9 protein-coding genes, 1 tRNA gene and 3 pseudogenes are annotated in these 15,964 nt (G+C 69.4%); 8 read left to right on the plus strand and 5 right to left on the minus strand.

Annotation, left to right across the window (positions count from 1 at the left end):
* The first annotated feature begins 200 nt into the window (after positions 1-200).
* The 8 genes and pseudogenes from EDD90_RS05395 to xerC all read left to right on the plus strand — a co-directional run.
* Positions 201-1,628, plus strand: a complete 1,428-nt coding sequence (locus tag EDD90_RS05395) for an arabinofuranosidase catalytic domain-containing protein (protein WP_123972001.1) — start codon at positions 201-203, stop codon at positions 1,626-1,628.
* A 42-nt stretch (positions 1,629-1,670) separates the two neighbouring features.
* On the plus strand, positions 1,671-3,323 hold the full coding sequence (locus tag EDD90_RS05400) for an RICIN domain-containing protein (protein ID WP_123972002.1): 1,653 nt from the start codon (positions 1,671-1,673) through the stop codon (positions 3,321-3,323).
* Between the two features lie 71 nt (positions 3,324-3,394).
* A complete protein-coding gene (locus EDD90_RS05405) occupies positions 3,395-4,921 on the plus strand; it encodes an arabinofuranosidase catalytic domain-containing protein (protein ID WP_260327651.1) in 1,527 nt (508 codons plus the stop codon).
* Between the two features lie 56 nt (positions 4,922-4,977).
* Entirely contained in the window at positions 4,978-6,810 is a 1,833-nt protein-coding gene (locus EDD90_RS05410) for an RICIN domain-containing protein (protein WP_123972003.1), read from the plus strand.
* Positions 6,811-6,866: 56 nt separating this feature from the next.
* On the plus strand, positions 6,867-9,275 hold the full coding sequence (locus EDD90_RS05415; protein ID WP_123972004.1) for a ricin-type beta-trefoil lectin domain protein: 2,409 nt from the start codon (positions 6,867-6,869) through the stop codon (positions 9,273-9,275).
* A 58-nt stretch (positions 9,276-9,333) separates the two neighbouring features.
* Entirely contained in the window at positions 9,334-11,316 is a 1,983-nt protein-coding gene (locus tag EDD90_RS05420; protein WP_123972005.1) for an alpha-L-fucosidase, read from the plus strand.
* Between the two features lie 59 nt (positions 11,317-11,375).
* On the plus strand, positions 11,376-12,716 hold the full coding sequence (locus EDD90_RS05425; RefSeq protein WP_123972006.1) for a ricin-type beta-trefoil lectin domain protein: 1,341 nt from the start codon (positions 11,376-11,378) through the stop codon (positions 12,714-12,716).
* A 408-nt stretch (positions 12,717-13,124) separates the two neighbouring features.
* Positions 13,125-13,769: pseudogene (gene xerC / locus EDD90_RS58855) on the plus strand (tyrosine recombinase XerC); the annotation flags it as partial.
* Between the two features lie 387 nt (positions 13,770-14,156).
* On the opposite strand, the gene EDD90_RS55120 reads toward xerC, so the two are convergent.
* From EDD90_RS55120 to EDD90_RS58860, 5 genes and pseudogenes are all read right to left on the minus strand, one after another.
* Positions 14,157-14,229, minus strand: a tRNA-OTHER gene (locus EDD90_RS55120).
* A pseudogene (locus tag EDD90_RS56800) lies at positions 14,226-14,393 on the minus strand (transposase); the annotation flags it as partial. The gene EDD90_RS55120 and the pseudogene EDD90_RS56800, both read right to left, overlap by 4 nt.
* 74 nt (positions 14,394-14,467) lie before the next feature.
* The gene (locus EDD90_RS56805; protein ID WP_185149696.1) at positions 14,468-14,824 is read right to left on the minus strand and encodes a RacP protein; all 357 of its coding nucleotides are present in this window, start codon (positions 14,822-14,824) and stop codon (positions 14,468-14,470) included.
* A 56-nt stretch (positions 14,825-14,880) separates the two neighbouring features.
* The gene (locus EDD90_RS56810) at positions 14,881-15,204 is read right to left on the minus strand and encodes a DUF6192 family protein (protein WP_185149697.1); all 324 of its coding nucleotides are present in this window, start codon (positions 15,202-15,204) and stop codon (positions 14,881-14,883) included.
* A gap of 10 nt (positions 15,205-15,214) precedes the next feature.
* Positions 15,215-15,873: pseudogene (locus EDD90_RS58860) on the minus strand (DUF6192 family protein); the annotation flags it as partial.
* Positions 15,874-15,964 lie beyond the last annotated feature (91 nt).

Genomic DNA, 15,964 nt, shown 5'->3' on the forward strand with positions numbered 1-15,964 from the left:
AACTTCTATTGACAGCGCCATAGCCCTGTGGGATCACTATGCGACATGGGATGTCTGAGTGTTCCCTGTGCGTGCACGGCACTCTCCGTCCCCTCCTTCCCCCGCATATCCGAGGACACAGAATGCAGCCTCCATCCGCTCCGCACCGCAGCCCCGCGGCTCGTGCGTCACGCTTACCGGCCGCGGCCGCCGTATCCGTGATGGCGCTGCTGGCCATGTTGCTGGCGACCGCGCCGACCTGGTCGGCGCCGACGTCCGCGGCAGCCCTGGTGAGTTCGGCGTCGGGGCGGTGCCTGGACGTCAAGGGCAACGTCGACACGCCGGGCACGGGGCTGGAGGTCTGGGACTGCAACGACCAGGCCAACCAGGCGTTCGAGTTCACGGCGGCGGGTGAGCTGAGGACGATGAACGGCACCCGGTGCGTGGACGCCTACGACACCCGGACGGCTCCCGGAGCCCCGGTGGTCATCCGGGGGTGCGACGGGCGGGCGACCCAGGTCTGGCGACAGAACTCCGACGGGTCCGTCACCGGCGTCGCCTCCGGATTCTGCCTGGACGTGAGCGGGGCGGGAACGGCCGACGGCACCGCGGTCATCCTGTGGACCTGCAACGGCCAGAGCAACCAGAAGTGGACCACGTCGGCACCGCCGCCTCCGACCGGTGGGGCGGGCCCGTGCGACATCTACGCCGCGGGCGGTACGCCGTGCGTGGCCGCGCACAGCACCGTGCGGGCGCTCTACGGTTCGTACAACGGTTCCCTCTACCAGGTCAGGCGCACCTCGGACAACGCCACCAGGGACATCGGCGTCCTGGCGGCGGGCGGCTTCGCCGACGCGGCGGCGCAGGACGCGTTCTGCGCGGGCACCTCGTGCGTGATCACGGTCGTCCGCGACCAGTCCGGGCACGGCAACGACCTGTGGTACCAGGGATCGGCCCAGGTCCCGGGGTCGAGTCAGAGCAGTCCGGCGAAGGCGACGTCCGAGTCGCTGACGGCCGGCGGCAGCAAGGCGTACTCGCTGTACATCAACCCCGGCAACAGCTACTGGCGGGACGGCCATCTGACGGGCGTACCGACCGGTGCCGCACCCGAAGGGGCGTACATGGTGACCAGCGGCACTCACGTCAACAACGGCTGCTGCTTCGACTACGGCAACAGCGAGACGACCAGGAAGGCCGACGCCGCCGGGGCGATGGACGCGATCAACTTCGGCACCCAGTGCTGGTTCGGCGGCTGTTCGGGCAGCGGCCCCTGGGTGCAGGCCGATCTCGAATGGGGCCTGTACCCCGGCGGCAGCCAGTCCTGGAACCCCAACCAGCGGGCGTTTTCGAGCAAGTTCGTCACCGCGATGCTGAAGAACAACGGCACGTCGCGGTTCGCCCTCAAGGGCGGCAACGCCCAGTCCGGCGCCCTGACCACCCTGTGGGACGGCGGGTTGCCCGGCGGATACAGCCCCATGAAGAAACAAGGGGCCATCGTGCTGGGCAGCGGCGGCGACTGCTGCAAGCCCGGCGGCGGCGCCAACCTGAGCGCCGGCACCTTCTACGAGGGAGCCATGGTCGCCGGCTACCCCTCCGACGCGGCCGACAACGCGGTGCAGGCCAACATCACCGCCGCCGGCTATCGCTGACCCGCACCCAGCTCCCCACCTCGCCCCAGGAGTCGATGTCTTATGCCCACGAGCACTGTGAGAGCCAGGCGTCCTCGGTCGCTGCCCCCGCTACGTTCCCTGCGCAGAACCCTGGCGCTCGCCTTCTCGGCCGTGCTGCTCACCGCGACCGCTCCCCTCCTCTCCCTCGGCACGGCGCAGCCCGCCGCCGCACTCGGCAACGGGCTCGCGCCGACCCCGCAGATGGGCTTCAACGACTGGAACGCGTACGGCTGCAACGTCTCCGAGTCGCTGATCAAGTCCACCGCCCAGGCGATGCACACCAACGGCATGCAGGCGGCCGGCTATGCGTACGTCAACATCGACGACTGCTGGATGACCCACAGCCGGGACTCCGGCGGCCACCTGGTGCCGGACCCGGCGAAGTTCCCCGACGGCATCAAGGGCACCGCGGACTACGTGCACTCGCTGGGGCTGAAGCTGGGGATCTACGAGGACGCGGGCACCGCGACCTGTGCGGGATACCCGGGCAGCCTGGGCCACGAGACCACGGACGCGCAGTCGTTCGCGGCGTGGGGCGTGGACTACCTGAAGTACGACAACTGCAACAACACCGGTGTGCCGGCGCGGACCCGGTACACGGCGATGCGGGACGCCCTGGCGGCCACCGGACGGCCGATCCTGTACAGCCTGTGCAACTGGGGCCAGGAGAACGTGTGGACCTGGGGCGCGGACGTGGGCAACAGCTGGCGCACCACCGGGGACATCAGCCCGACCTTCTCCAGCATGCTGTCGATCTTCCACAGCAACGTGGGCCTGGCCTCCTACGCGGGCCCCGGCCACTGGAACGACCCGGACATGCTCGAGGTCGGCAACGGCTCGATGACGGCCACCGAGAGCCGCAGTGAGTTCAGTCTCTGGGCAGAGATGGCCGCGCCGCTGATCGCGGGCACCAACATCCCCTCGGCCAGCGCCGACACCCTGTCCGTCCTGACCAACTCCCGGGTGATCGCGGTCGACCAGGACTCCCTCGGCAAGCAGGGGACCATGGTGTCCTCCTCGGGCGGCCTGGACGTGCTGGCCAAGCCGCTGGCCAACGGGGACGTGTCGGTGGCGCTGTTCAACGAGACGGGCTCCACGGCGACCATCACCACCACCGCGGCAGCGGTCGGGAAGACCGGGGCGTCCGCCTACACCCTCACCGACCTGTGGTCGGGCGCGTCCTCGACCACCTCCGGAACCATCAGCGCCTCGGTACCGGCGCACGGCACGGTCATGTACCGGGTCGCGGGCGGCACCAGCGGTGGCGGCGGCACCAGCGTGACCGGCCCGCTGCACGCGGTCGGCGCGGGCAAGTGCCTGGACGTACCGAACTCCACCACGACCGCGGGCACCCAGGTGGAGATCTGGAGTTGCAACGGCGGCGCCAACCAGACCTGGACGCACACCGGCACCGACCAGCTCACCGTCTACTCAGGCAGCGGCCAGATGTGTCTCGACGCGTACAACAACCAGACCACGCCGGGCACGAAGGTGGAGATCTGGTCCTGCAACGGCCAGCGCAACCAGCAGTGGACGCTCAACTCCGACGGCACGATCACCGGCGCCCAGTCCGGCCTGTGCCTGGACGTCACCGACGGGGCCACGGCTGACGGAACCCTCGCCCAGCTGTGGACATGCAACGGCGGCAGCAGCCAGCGGTGGACGCTGGGATGACCCCGTCCTCCCCGCGGCCACCGGCAGCTTCGGTGCCGCCGTACGGCGGCACCGCCACTCAGGAGGTCTTCTTGCCCGGATCAGCAACCGATCGCCGCCGAAGGCGTTTCCCGGCCGTGCTCCTGATCGCCCTGGCGATGGCCCTGGCCGCGCTCGGGACACCCTCGTTCGCCACCTCCGCGCGGACCGGCACACCTGCCGGCGTCCACGCAGCCGCGCCCGCGGCGGACGCATCGCTTCCGTGCGACCTCTACGCGGCGGGCGGCACGCCGTGCGTGACGGCGCACGCCACCACCAGGGCACTCTTCGCGGCGTACAACGGGCCGCTGTACCAGATCCAGCGGTCCTCCGACCACAGCTACCGCGACGTCGGAGTGCTCGCCGCGGGCGGGTACGCCGACGCCGCCTCCCAGGTGTCGTTCTGCGCGGGCACCTCGTGCACGATCACGAAAATCTACGACCAGACCGCCAAGCACAACGACATGCCGATCTCCTGGGGCGGCTACTGGAAGGGCCCGGGTCCGAACGGATCCGACGTCGGGGCCGACGCCATGGCCCTGCCGGTGACCGCGGGCGGCCACCAGGTGTTCGGTGTCAAGGTCACCCCGGGTGTCGGTTACCGTCTCGACCACGCGAGCGGCGTGCCCACCGGCTCCCAGCCCGAGGGCATCTACATGGTGACCTCGTCGAACTACACCAACCAGTGGTGCTGCTTCGACTACGGCAGCGGCGAGAACTCCCACACCGACACCGGCAACGCCACCATGAACGCCATCTACTGGGGCAATGCCTGCTGGTTCAACGGCTGCACCGGCAGCGGCCCGTGGGTCGAGGCCGACCTGGAGAACGGCATGTTCCACACCAACACCGGCTCCAACAAGGACCCGAACAACCCCGGTGTGCACTATCCGTTCGTCAGCGCATGGCTGAAGAACAACGGCACCAGCAACTTCACCCTCAAATACGGCAACGGCAGCGGCGGCGGCCTGACCACCACCTTCTCCGGTCCCCTGCCGAACGGCTACTCACCGATGAAGGTCGACAGTTCGGTCCTGCTCGGCACCGGGGGCGACAACAGTCCCAACGGCGTGGGCGAGTTCTTCGAAGGCGCGATCACGGCCGGCTATCCGTCCGGCGCCACCGAGAACGCGGTCCAGGCCGCCATCACCGCCGCCAACTACGGGTCGGGAAGCGGTAGTGGCACGACAGGTGCCGTGCACGCGGTGGGTGCGGCCAAGTGTCTCGACGTGCCGGGCGCATCCACGACAGCGGGTACGCAGCCGCAGATCTGGGACTGCAACGGCGCGGTGAACCAGACGTGGACCGCGACCGCGTCCCACCAGCTCACCGTGTACTCCGGCAGCAGCCAACTGTGCCTGGACGCCTACGACAAGGGCACCAGCCCGGGCACGAAGGTCATCACCTGGCCCTGCAACGGCCAGACCAACCAGCAGTGGAACCTCAGCGCCAACGGCACGGTCACCAGTGCCCAGTCCGGCCTGTGTCTGGACGTGACCGGCGCCGCCACCGCCAACGGCAGCCTCGTACAGCTGTGGACCTGCAACGGCGGATCCAACCAGAAGTGGTCGCTGAGCTGACCCGACGAATCACTGTATCGCTTTATCGCTGAACCGCCGGCCCATAGGAGGTCCGTATGAGGACGCGAGCGAGGGGCCGCCGTGTGCTGCTCACCGTCGGCGTCGTGTTGGCGTTCGTGCTGCAGCTGCTGTCGGCCGCCGGGAGCCGTGCCGCCGCGGGCGAGGCGCTGAGCGTGAATCTGGCGTCGACGCGAGGCCCGTCGACCGGTGTGGGTGAGGGGTTTCTCTACGGCTTCACCCAGGACGGCAGCCAACCTGTGGACCAGTTCATCCAGCCGCTGGGGATCAACGCGTTCCGCGGCGGGGGCTGGTTCTCCGGCGGCTGGATCAAGGACAACTACCAGTACGGTGCGGCCAGTCGGGCCGACGTCGACTCGATCATCGCGCAGGCGAAACGGCTGACCCAGCCGCCGTACCACGCGCAGTACCAGGTGCTCGTCAGTGACATCTACGGCGCGAACGGCGGCCAGCCGTCCAACACGACATACCCGTGCGACAACGGCAACTGCGCGAACTGGATCAGCTTCATCGACTCCACCGTGGGAGCGCTCCAAGCGTCGGGACTGAAATTCTCCTACGACATCTGGAACGAGCCCGACATCTCCTACTTCTGGACCCGCGGTGTCAACAGCGCCCAGTACTTCCAGATGTGGGACACCGCCTACCGGGAGATCCGGCGCATCGCCCCCGGCGCGCAGATCGTGGGACCGTCCCTCGCGTTCACCCCGCAGCGCAACCCGGGTGAGTGGCAGACCTGGCTCGCCCACGTGAAGGCGGCCGGGACGGTGCCGGACATGATCACCAACCACGACGAGGGCGATGTCGACGACCCCGTCACCGTCGCGCAGGCACTCAACAGTTCCCTCAGCGCGGCGGGTATCGGTCCGCGGCCGCTGTCCGCCAACGAGTACCAGCCGGCCGACCGGCAGACCGCCGGGGTGACCGCGTGGTACCTGGCACGGTTCGCACAGTCCGGGTACGCCAACGCGATGCGCGGCAACTGGGTATGCTGCGTCACCCCCAACCTGACGGGAGTCCTCACCCAGAGCGGGGGCAGCTGGCAGCCGACCGGCAACTGGTGGGCGCTTCGGGACTACGCCGACATGACCGGCACCCTCGTCGACACCTCCGGCCAGGTCGGCTCGACGGCCATCGCGGCCTCCGAGGACTCCGCCGCCGGGCGCGCGGTGGCCGTCATCGGCGACTCCAACGGCTACACCGGCGCCGCATCCGTGACCTTCAGCGGACTGTCGTCCGTCCCCTGGCTGACGAACGCCGGCAGCGTCCACGTCACCGTGCACCGCATCCCGGACCAGGCGCCGCTGGGTGCGCCGCAGACCGTGTACGACCAGAACCTGAGCGCCTCGGGCGGCTCGGTCACCGTGCCGTTCACGTTCCAGGCCTCGCACGACGCCTTCGCCGTCTATCTGACCCCGGCATCGTCCGGCGGCGGGGGCTTCCCGGACGGCTACCACCAACTCGTGTTCGCAAGCGACCAGTTGTGCCTGGACGTGTACGGCAACTCCGGCACCGCGGGCGCCGCGATCGACCAGTGGACCTGCGGCGGGCAGAGCAACCAGCAGTTCCGGTTCGTGCCGGCCTCGGACGGCTACGGCGAACTGCGCGCCCAGAGCTCCGGCCAGGACGTGGCGGTCGCCGGCAGCTCCACGGCGGCAGGCACCCCGGACATCGTCCAGCAGGCCCCCGGCACGGCGGCGGCCGCCCTCTGGCTGCCCGTGCGCCAGTCCGACGGCACCTACGCCTTCCAGAACCGCAACAGCGGTCTGTGCCTGGACGTCTACGGCGCCGGCGGCAATGCGGGCCAGCAGCTGGACCAGTGGCAGTGCAAGAACGCGCCGGGCACCAACCAGGACTTCGCCGTCCGCTGATACCGCACCCCCGACGCGGACCGCGAACCCCACCGACCTGCGAAAGGAACCCCACCGTGTCAGCATTCAGACGGCTGTTACGGCGCCTGCGCGCCTCGACGGCCGTGCTCGCGGGCCTCGTCCTGGCCGCCGGCGGCCTCGTCGGCACGGCCGCCGCTACGGCCCATGCCGCCACCTCCATCACCGTCAACGGCGCGTCCGGCGGACGGACCTTCGACGGCGTCGGCGCGATCAGCGGCGGAGGCGGCAACAGCAGACTCCTGATCGACTACCCCGAGCCCCAGCGCGGCCAGATCCTCGACTACCTCTTCCGGCCCGGCTACGGAGCCTCCCTGCAGATCCTCAAGGCCGAGATCGGCGGAGACACCAACTCCACCTCGGGAGCCGAGCCCAGCCACCAGCACGCCCGCTCCGACCTGAACTGCGACCGCGGCTACGAATGGTGGCTGATGGAGCAGGCCAAGGCCCGCAACCCGGACATCAAGCTGTACGGCCTCGCCTGGGGCGCCCCCGGCTGGATCGGCGGCGGGAACTTCTGGTCCACCGACATGGTCAACTACCTGGTCTCATGGCTGGGTTGCGCCAAGCAGCACGGCCTCACCATCGACTACCTCGGCGGCTGGAACGAGCGCGGCTACAACATCTCCTGGTACGAGCAACTGCGCAGCGCGCTCAATTCCAACGGCTACGGCAGCATCAAGATCGTAGCGGCCGACTCGGACTGGAACGTGGCGGGCGACGTCGACTCCAACCCGGCGTTCGCCGCCGCGGTGAACGTCATCGGCACGCACTACCCCTGCGGCTACCGCTCCTCCCAGTCCAACTGCTCGGTGCCGTCGGCCGCCACGTCGTCCGGAAAGTCGCTGTGGGCGAGCGAGAACGGCTCGGACGACTACAACGCGGGAGCGCCGGCCATGGCCCGCGGTATCAACCGCGGATACATCGACGGCCGGATGACCGCGTATCTCAACTGGCCGGTGGTCGCGGCGATCACGCCCAACCTGCCGTATCCCACCATGGGCCTCGCCCTGGCCTCGCAGCCGTGGTCCGGCCACTACGCGATCGGCAAGAACACCTGGGTGATGGCGCACACCAGCCAGTTCACGGCCCCGGGCTGGAAGTACCTCGACGCCTCCAGCGGCTACATCGGCGGCAACCGGAACAACGGCAGCTACGTCTCGCTGAAGTCCCCGAACAACTCCGACTGGTCCACGGTCATCGAGACCATGGACGCCGGCAGCGCCCAGACGCTGAACTTCGACGTCACCGGAGGGCTGTCCACCGCAGCCGTCCACGTCTGGTCGACCGACGTCAACTCCGGCAACCCGGCCGACTACTTCGTGCACACCACGGACATCACCCCGTCCGGCGGCGGCTTCAGCCTGACCGTGCAGCCCCATCACGTCTACACCCTGACCACCACGACCGGCCAGGGCAAGGGCACCGCCACCGGCCCCGCCCAGGGCACGATGAGCATGCCGTACAGCGACTCCTTCGACGGCTACGCCACCGGCACCGAGGCGAAGTACCTCATGGACTGGCAGGGCGCCTTCGAGGTGGCGGGCTGCGGCGGTGGCCGCAGCGGCAAGTGCGTGCGCCAGATGAGCCCGCAGAAACCGATCACCTGGGACGCACTGTCCGACCCGCACGCCCTGCTCGGTGACACCGGCTGGAGCAACTACACCGTCTCGTCCGACGTGCTGCTCGAACAGCCGGGATACGCCGAGCTGATAGGGCGCGCGGGCGGGCAGGACTACAGCAGCACCGGAGGACTGAACGCCTACCACCTGCGGGTCAGCGACACAGGTGCCTGGTCGATCCTGAACTCCAACACCAACGGCAACGTCTCCACCCTCGCCCACGGCAATACCGCGGCGCTGGGCACCAACCGGTGGCACACCCTGGCGCTGACCTTCTCCGGCACCACCCTGACCGCCGTCGTCGACGGTTCCACGGTCGGTTCCGTCAGCGACCGCACCTGGGCCGGCGGTCAGGCGGGCTACGCGACCAGTCAGGGCGAGACGGCACAGTTCGACAACCTGTCCCTCACCCCCGGCAGCGGCGGACCCGGCGGCGGCACGACCGCCGCGATCGTCGGGGCCGCCTCCGGCCGGTGCGTGGACGTGCCGAACCAGTCGCAGACGTCCGGCACCCAGGTGGAGCTGTGGGACTGCAACGGCGGCAGCAACCAGCAGTGGACGAGCACCTCGGCCGGTGAACTGCGGGTCTACGGCAGCGCCTGCCTGGACGCCTCGGGCGGCGGCACCAGTCCCGGCACCAAGGTCGACATCTGGACCTGCGACGGCGGCAGCAACCAGAAGTGGACGCTCAACGCCGACGGAACGATCACCGGTGCCCAGTCCGGCCTGTGCCTGGACGCCACCGGCGCGGGAACGGCCAACGGCACCCTGCTGGAGCTGTGGACCTGCAGCGGCGGCAGCAACCAGAAGTGGGCGCGCAACTGATCCGGTGACCGCTGAGATCCGAGACCACCCACCCCGTCAATGATGCTGAGAGGCCCGCATGACCTCCTCCCCCCATCCGATCAGCCGGCGCCGGCTGCTGGCGGCGACCGGCGCGGCCACGGTCCTCGGCCTGCTGCGGTTCGCCCCCGAGGCCGCCGCGACCGACGGCCCCGCGAGCTACACCGCGAGCTGGTCCTCCGTGGACCAGCACCCCCCGGCTCCGGCCTGGTTCAAGGACGCCAAGTTCGGCATCTACTACCACTGGGGCGTCTTCAGCGTCCCCGCGTTCGGCAACGAGTGGTACCCGCGCAACATGTACGTGGGCGGCTCGGCCGAGAACCGGCACCACATCGACACCTACGGCGACCCCTCGGCATGGCCGTACAACAACTTCATCGACGGAGCCCGCGACAAGGCGGGCAACTTCGTGCAGTTCGCCCCCAAGCTCGCCTCGCAGGGCGGCCACTGGGACCCGGACGCCTGGGCGCGGCTGTTCAAGGCCGCGGGCGCGCGGTTCGCAGGACCGGTCGCCGAGCACCACGACGGCTTCTCCATGTGGAACAGCCGCGCCAACCCGTGGAACTCCGTCCGGCACGGCCCAGGACTCGACCTGGTGGGGCTGCACGCGCAGGCCATCCGCGGGCAGGGCCTGAAGTTCATGGCGTCCCTGCACCACGCCTACCACTTCAACGGCTACTACGACCACGTGCCGTCGCAGTCGGACCCGGCCCTGCGCATCCTTTTCGGCCAGCAGGGCTCGGCCGCGGAGAACAAGCTCTGGTACGACAAACTGGTCGAGGTCATCGACACCTACCAGCCCGACCTGCTCTGGCAGGACTTCGACCTGAACCTGGTGCAGGAGTCCTACCGGCTCCAGTTCCTCGCGCACTACTACAACCAGGCCGTCTCCTGGAACAAGGACGTGGCCGCGACCTACAAGGACGGCCTCGACAACAAGGGCGAGGTCTTCGACTTCGAGCGCGGCGGCCCGGCAGGACTGCTCACCCCGTACTGGCTGACCGACGACAGCATCTCCTCCTCCAGCTGGTGCTACACGGCGGGCATCGGCTACTACTCGACGCAGGCACTGCTGCACTCGCTGATCGACCGCGTCAGCAAGGGCGGCACCATGCTGCTGAACATCGCCCCGATGGCCGACGGCACCATCCCCTCCGGACAGCAGTCGATCCTGCTCGCCATGGGGGACTGGCTCGGCCGCTTCGGAGAGGCGGTCTACGGCACCCGCTCCTGGACCAGTTACGGCGAGGGCCCCACGCCGATGGGCGGAGGCTCGTTCAGCGGCCCGGTGGCCGGCACTCCGAAGGACATCCGGTTCACCCGCAGCCAGGACAACAAGGTGCTCTACGCCACCACGCTGGGCTGGCAGGGCGGTACCACGACCATCACGACGCTGAACTCCAACCGGATCAACCTCAGCAGCCTGACCGGCGCCCAACTGCTGAACAACACCACCGGCACCTACCTCAACCTGCCCACCCCGACGCAGGACGGCACCGGCCTGCACCTGGCCATGCCCTCGTCGAACCCGCCGTTCAGCGCACTGGCGTACACGGTCAAGCTCACCTTCTCCGGCGAGATTCCCGTCCTGGGCGCACCGGGCGGCTCGACGACCTGGGTGAAGATCGCCAACGTGACCAGCGGGCTGGTGCTCGACAGCGGGGGCAATGTCGTCTCCGGTTCCAACCTCAAGCAGTGGAACTACGACGGCAGCGCCAACCTGCAGTGGCAGCTGATCGACCTCGGCAACGGCTACTACCGCATCATCAACCGCGCCAACGGCATGGCCGCCGACAGCTGGGGCAACTCCGCCAACGGCGCTCCCGCCCGGCAGGAGACGTGGAACGGCGGCAACAACCAGCAGTGGTCGCTGGTCGGCGTCGGCGGTGACCGCTACCAGATCGTCAACCGCGGCACCGGCACCGCGCTCGACGGCAGCGGCAGCACCGCGGTGGGCTCGACCGCGGTGCTGTGGACGCCGAACTCCAGCACCAACAACGCATGGACCATCACCGGCGTGTGACCGCCCCGGCGACCGACGCGCCCTGTCCACCCCTCCCCCCACCACGGAAGAAGGAGTGCATGAAACGCACACCATTCTTGACGTCCATCGCGGCTGCGTTACTTCTCGTCCTGTCGGCTGCGGGCTCCTCGTTCAGCAGCGGCCTCGGGACGCCCGCGTCGGCCACGACCACCGGCGCCCTCCAGGCGACCGCCGGCTGCGGCAAGGCCCCGGCCCTGACCAGCGGCACCCACACGATCCAGAGCGGCGGCCAGACACGCAGTTACATCCTGCGCGTCCCCGCCGGGTACGACAACAACCACCCCTACCGGCTGATCTTCGGCTTCCACTGGCGGGGCGGCACGGCAGGCGACGTCGATTCGGGCGGAACGGACGGGTACAACTGGTCCTACTACGGCCTGCGGCGCCTGGCGGACAACGCGAACAACGGCACGATCTTCGTCGCCCCCCAGGGCAACGGCAACGGCTGGGCCAACCCCGGCGGCCAGGACGTGGCCTTCGTCGACGCCATGGTCAGCCAGCTGGAAGCAGGTCTGTGCGTCGACACCACCCAGTTGTTCTCCGCCGGCTTCAGCTACGGCGGTGCGATGTCCTACGCCCTCGCCTGCTCCCGGGCGACGGTCTTCCGTGCGGTCGCGGTCTACTCCGGCGCGAACCTCAGCGGGTGCAACGGCGGCAATCAGCCCATCGCCTACATGGGTCTGCACGGCCTCAGGGACAACGTGCTGCCCATCGCGTCGGGACGGGAACTGCGCGACACCTTCGTCCGGACGAACGGCTGCACCGCGCAGAACCCGCCCGAGCCGGCCTACGGAAGCCTGACGCACATCATCACCACCTACTCCGGATGCCGGTCCGGATACCCCGTCGTCTGGGCCGCGTTCGACGGAGCGGGCCATGACCCCGGTCCCATAGACGGTTCCACCGGTGACGGCTGGCGCACCTGGACGTCGGCAGCCGTGTGGCAGTTCTTCACGCAGTTCGGCTCGAACCAGCCGCCGCCACCGCCCTCCGGCAACCAGGAGATCGTCGGGCAGCAGTCGGGGCGCTGCCTCGACATCAACAACTCCACGACGGCCAACGGCACGCAGGCACAACTGTGGGACTGCAACGGCGGCTCCAACCAACGGTGGACATACGCCACCGGAAAGCAGCTGACGGTCTACGGCAACAAGTGCCTGGGCGTCGGCCAGTCCGCGGGCAACGGCACCCCCGCGGCGATCTGGGACTGCACCGGGCAGCCGGACCAGCAATGGAACGTCAATCCCGACGGCACGATCACCGCAGCGCAGTCGGGGCTCTGCCTGGACGCCAACGGCCAGGGGACCGTGAACGGGACGAAAGTCCAGCTGTGGAACTGCACGGGCGGTGCGAACCAGCACTGGCAGCTCCAGAACTGACCCGCCGGGGCCAGGCACGACCCCATGCCGGCCTGGCCCCGTGCCGTGCTGCCGAAACACGGCACCGGGGTGGGGGAGCATCTGCTCAGCCTCCACCCGTCTTCTGACGGGATCGGCCTGCGTTCTGGCAACCATGCCGTGCGATCTCGTGCCGCCCGTCCCCGTCCTGTTCGCCTGCCTGCTGCTGGCGGGCTGCCGTGGACGTTCGCCGTCGACATCCCCGCCCCGCACCACCGGCGGACGACCGTCCGGCGCGGTGGCTTCACCAGCCCCGACGGCGCCGAGGCAGCGCTGCGGACGTTCCTGGAGGGTGAGGCGGGCGGGTTCAACGCCGACCCGAACCAGACCGTCGCCGGCTACCTGAACACCTGGCTGGCGGCGAAGGCACCGGCGCTCAAGCCGACGACCATGGCCCGCTACCGGGACTACGTCCACAACGATCTCGTCCCCGCCTTCGGCAGCCTCCGCCTGGACGACCTCCGGCACCGGCACATCAGCGCCTTCGTCACCGGCCGGCTCGCCGCCGGCCGCGGCCGCACCACCCTCTACCGGTGCTCCAGCGCACTGGGGGATGCCGTCCGCCAGCACCGCCTCGCCCACAACCCCGCCAGCCCACCGGCCCTGCGCCGACCGCTCGCGCCGGAACGCCGGATCTGGACCGCCGACGAGGCGGTCCGCTTCCTCCGGCACTGCCACCAGGCCGACCCGGACATGGCCGACCTGTTCGAGTTCCTCATCGGCTCCGGCCTGCGCAAGGGCGAGGCGCTCGGCCTGCACTGGGACGACGTCCACCTGACCGAGCGCGTTCTCTACGTGCGGTGCACGCTCTCCGCGATCGACACCAACCACCTCGTGATCACCGCACCCAAGACCCTCTCCAGCAAGAACTGGGTGGCCATCTCACCCCGCGTCGCGTCCGCTCTCCGACGCCGGGCCCGCGCCACAGACCGCACCCACAGATGCCCAGGCGATCCGTTCGCCGGACTCGTCTTCTGCCGACCCGACGGCCGGCCGCCGCGACCGCACTCCGTCCTCGACCGGCTCCGGCAACTGTCCGAGGAAGCCGACGTTCCCCGAGTGACCGTTCACGATCTGCGGCACCTGGCCGCCACCCTCACCATCACCGCGGCGTGCCGCTCACCGTGGTCTCCAAGACCCTGCGCCGCTCCACTCTGTCGACCACGGCCAACATCTACAGCCACCTCACCCGGCAGGCCGACCGCCGGGCCCCGCTGGCGCGGCTGCGATCACCGCGCGACCACATCCACCGGCTCCGCAAGGCCCTCAACCGACTGCGCTCCCTCACACCGCCGCCCTTCAGCGCCACCGCAGACCGGCCCCAACTCCGGCCTGCGACCATACTGCGACCACCAGCCCTCTCAGAACACGAAAAGCCGCCCTCCCGCAAACGAGAGAACGGCCTCCGACCTGCATCAAAGCTGGTCGGGACGACAGGATTTGAACCTGCGCCCCCTTGACCCCCAGGAGTAGGGCAGCACGCCGCTTCGCCCCGTTATCGGTGATATAGCGGATCGCGTCGACGACGCGCCGTCGGGGCCACTTCTCCGGGGCCCCGCCCTTGGAGGTCTGGCAGGCGGGGGTGGGCAGGAGCCGTTCCAGGAGGGCCCATTCGAGGTCGCTGGTGTCGGAGGGGTAGCGGTATCGGGGCAGCAGCATGACGGGGTGCCGGGCCGCGACCTGAAGGGGAGCCAACTGCGGAGCGGTCGCGGCCCGTCGCCTTTCCAGGGGGTTCACTCCAGGTTGGCGAGAAGGTGCAGGGTGGACTCGATCGCGCCCATCTGCGCCATGACCGTGCGGATGCAGGGATCGTCAGGCTTCTTCTTCTGGTGCGGCAGTAGGATCCCGGCGATGAAGTTCTCCACCCGGTGGTGGACCGACTCGAAGAACGCCCGCTCGTTGCCGATCCAGACCTCCGGCGCGTCCTCCAGCATTCCGTAACCCCACGTCTTGTCCCAGGTCACCGGCGGGAGCCCCTTCGCCGCGGCGACCTGGCGCAGGTGGGCGAGCCCGGTGTGGACCTGCGCACGAGTGCGCTCGGTGGCCGCCGTCAGCTGGACGGTCGTCAGACCGGCGGGACGAGCCTCCATCAGGGCGGACAGGACGGCTTCAGCGTGGACGTGAGCGGGAACGCCCCGCCCCATCGCTACTCGCCCGAGCCCTTCAGCAGCTTCTGAAGCTGCTCGTCGAGGTCGACCTCGCCGCGGGTGACCGCGTTCTCGATCCAGTCGGCCGACGCCCGCACCCGCGCAAGTCCCCGCCCGATCGTCTCCCGCTCGCCGTCGTCGTAGTGCTCGCCGCGCAGGTTCGGCACGATCCTTCCGGCGGTGACAGTGAACTGAGTGCAGGCCGCGACCAGGTCCATGAACTGGGTGTTGTGCGCCATCTGCCGCAGCTGGTCCAGCTGCGGCGCGGCTTCCTTCCTGCCCGTACTGGACCTGCTGGCGGAACTGGTCGAACTGCGCCTCATTCACGGCATGCCTGGCCGTGTCGTCGGCCATGGCCTTCGAGGCGACGGCGGGGCGGCGCAGGAAGTCGGTGGCCACCCGCGCGGCCACCTGGTCATCGGCGGCCAGTTCGTGGATCGCGTCCACCTTCTCCTGGACGCTCTCGGGGGTGTCGACCTTCCAGCCGACGATCCGCTTCGCGCTGTCATGCGTCCAGCGCGCGGGCCCGCCGCGCGGGTTGGGCGGGGGTTGTCGACCGCCTCGAACCGTTCCTGCTCCTCGGGGATGGAGGAGAGGATCTTGTGGATGGTGTGGGAGACACACGCCCGCCGGCATTCCTTCGGCCAGCGCGAGGCCACCCACCGGTAGTTCCGGACGGTCGAATAGGCCAGGCCGATGTCCTCGGCGAACATCCGGATCGCCTCGCTGACGGTGAACAACTCCTCGCTCCCCGACGGGTTCGTGCCCCCGTAGGAGCGCATCGGCTCGATCTCCAGGCCAGCGTCCCCAAGCTGCCACTGGACACCGCTCATCGTCTCGACCCAGTCCCGCCCCTGCTTGACCAGCTCGTCGTAGCGCTGCCGGGTCACACTGCCGACCATCCCGGTCATCCGGACGCCCCCCCACGAGCCCCGGGTGCGGCACCTGACCTTGCCGTCAACTCGCCCTGGGCATTCGTCACTTCGCACCATCCGACCGCCTCGCCCGACAGAGAAGGGCGTATCGGCCCGGCGCCCGAAGCGGCCCAGCTTCCATCAGACGCGCAGGCTCACGACTCGCCGG

This window comes from Streptomyces sp. Ag109_O5-1 (assembly GCF_003814875.1).
Classification (GTDB): domain Bacteria; phylum Actinomycetota; class Actinomycetes; order Streptomycetales; family Streptomycetaceae; genus Streptomyces; species Streptomyces sasae.

Coding starts and splice junctions, on each gene's coding strand:
- EDD90_RS05395 (WP_123972001.1), top strand. CDS start 201: ATGGCGCTGCTGGCCATGTTGCTGGCGACCGCGCCGACCTGGTCGGCG.
- EDD90_RS05400 (WP_123972002.1), top strand. CDS start 1,671: ATGCCCACGAGCACTGTGAGAGCCAGGCGTCCTCGGTCGCTGCCCCCG.
- EDD90_RS05410 (WP_123972003.1), top strand. CDS start 4,978: ATGAGGACGCGAGCGAGGGGCCGCCGTGTGCTGCTCACCGTCGGCGTC.
- EDD90_RS05420 (WP_123972005.1), top strand. CDS start 9,334: ATGACCTCCTCCCCCCATCCGATCAGCCGGCGCCGGCTGCTGGCGGCG.
- EDD90_RS05425 (WP_123972006.1), top strand. CDS start 11,376: ATGAAACGCACACCATTCTTGACGTCCATCGCGGCTGCGTTACTTCTC.
- EDD90_RS56805 (WP_185149696.1), bottom strand. CDS start 14,824: ATGGAGGCTCGTCCCGCCGGTCTGACGACCGTCCAGCTGACGGCGGCC.
- EDD90_RS56810 (WP_185149697.1), bottom strand. CDS start 15,204: ATGAGGCGCAGTTCGACCAGTTCCGCCAGCAGGTCCAGTACGGGCAGG.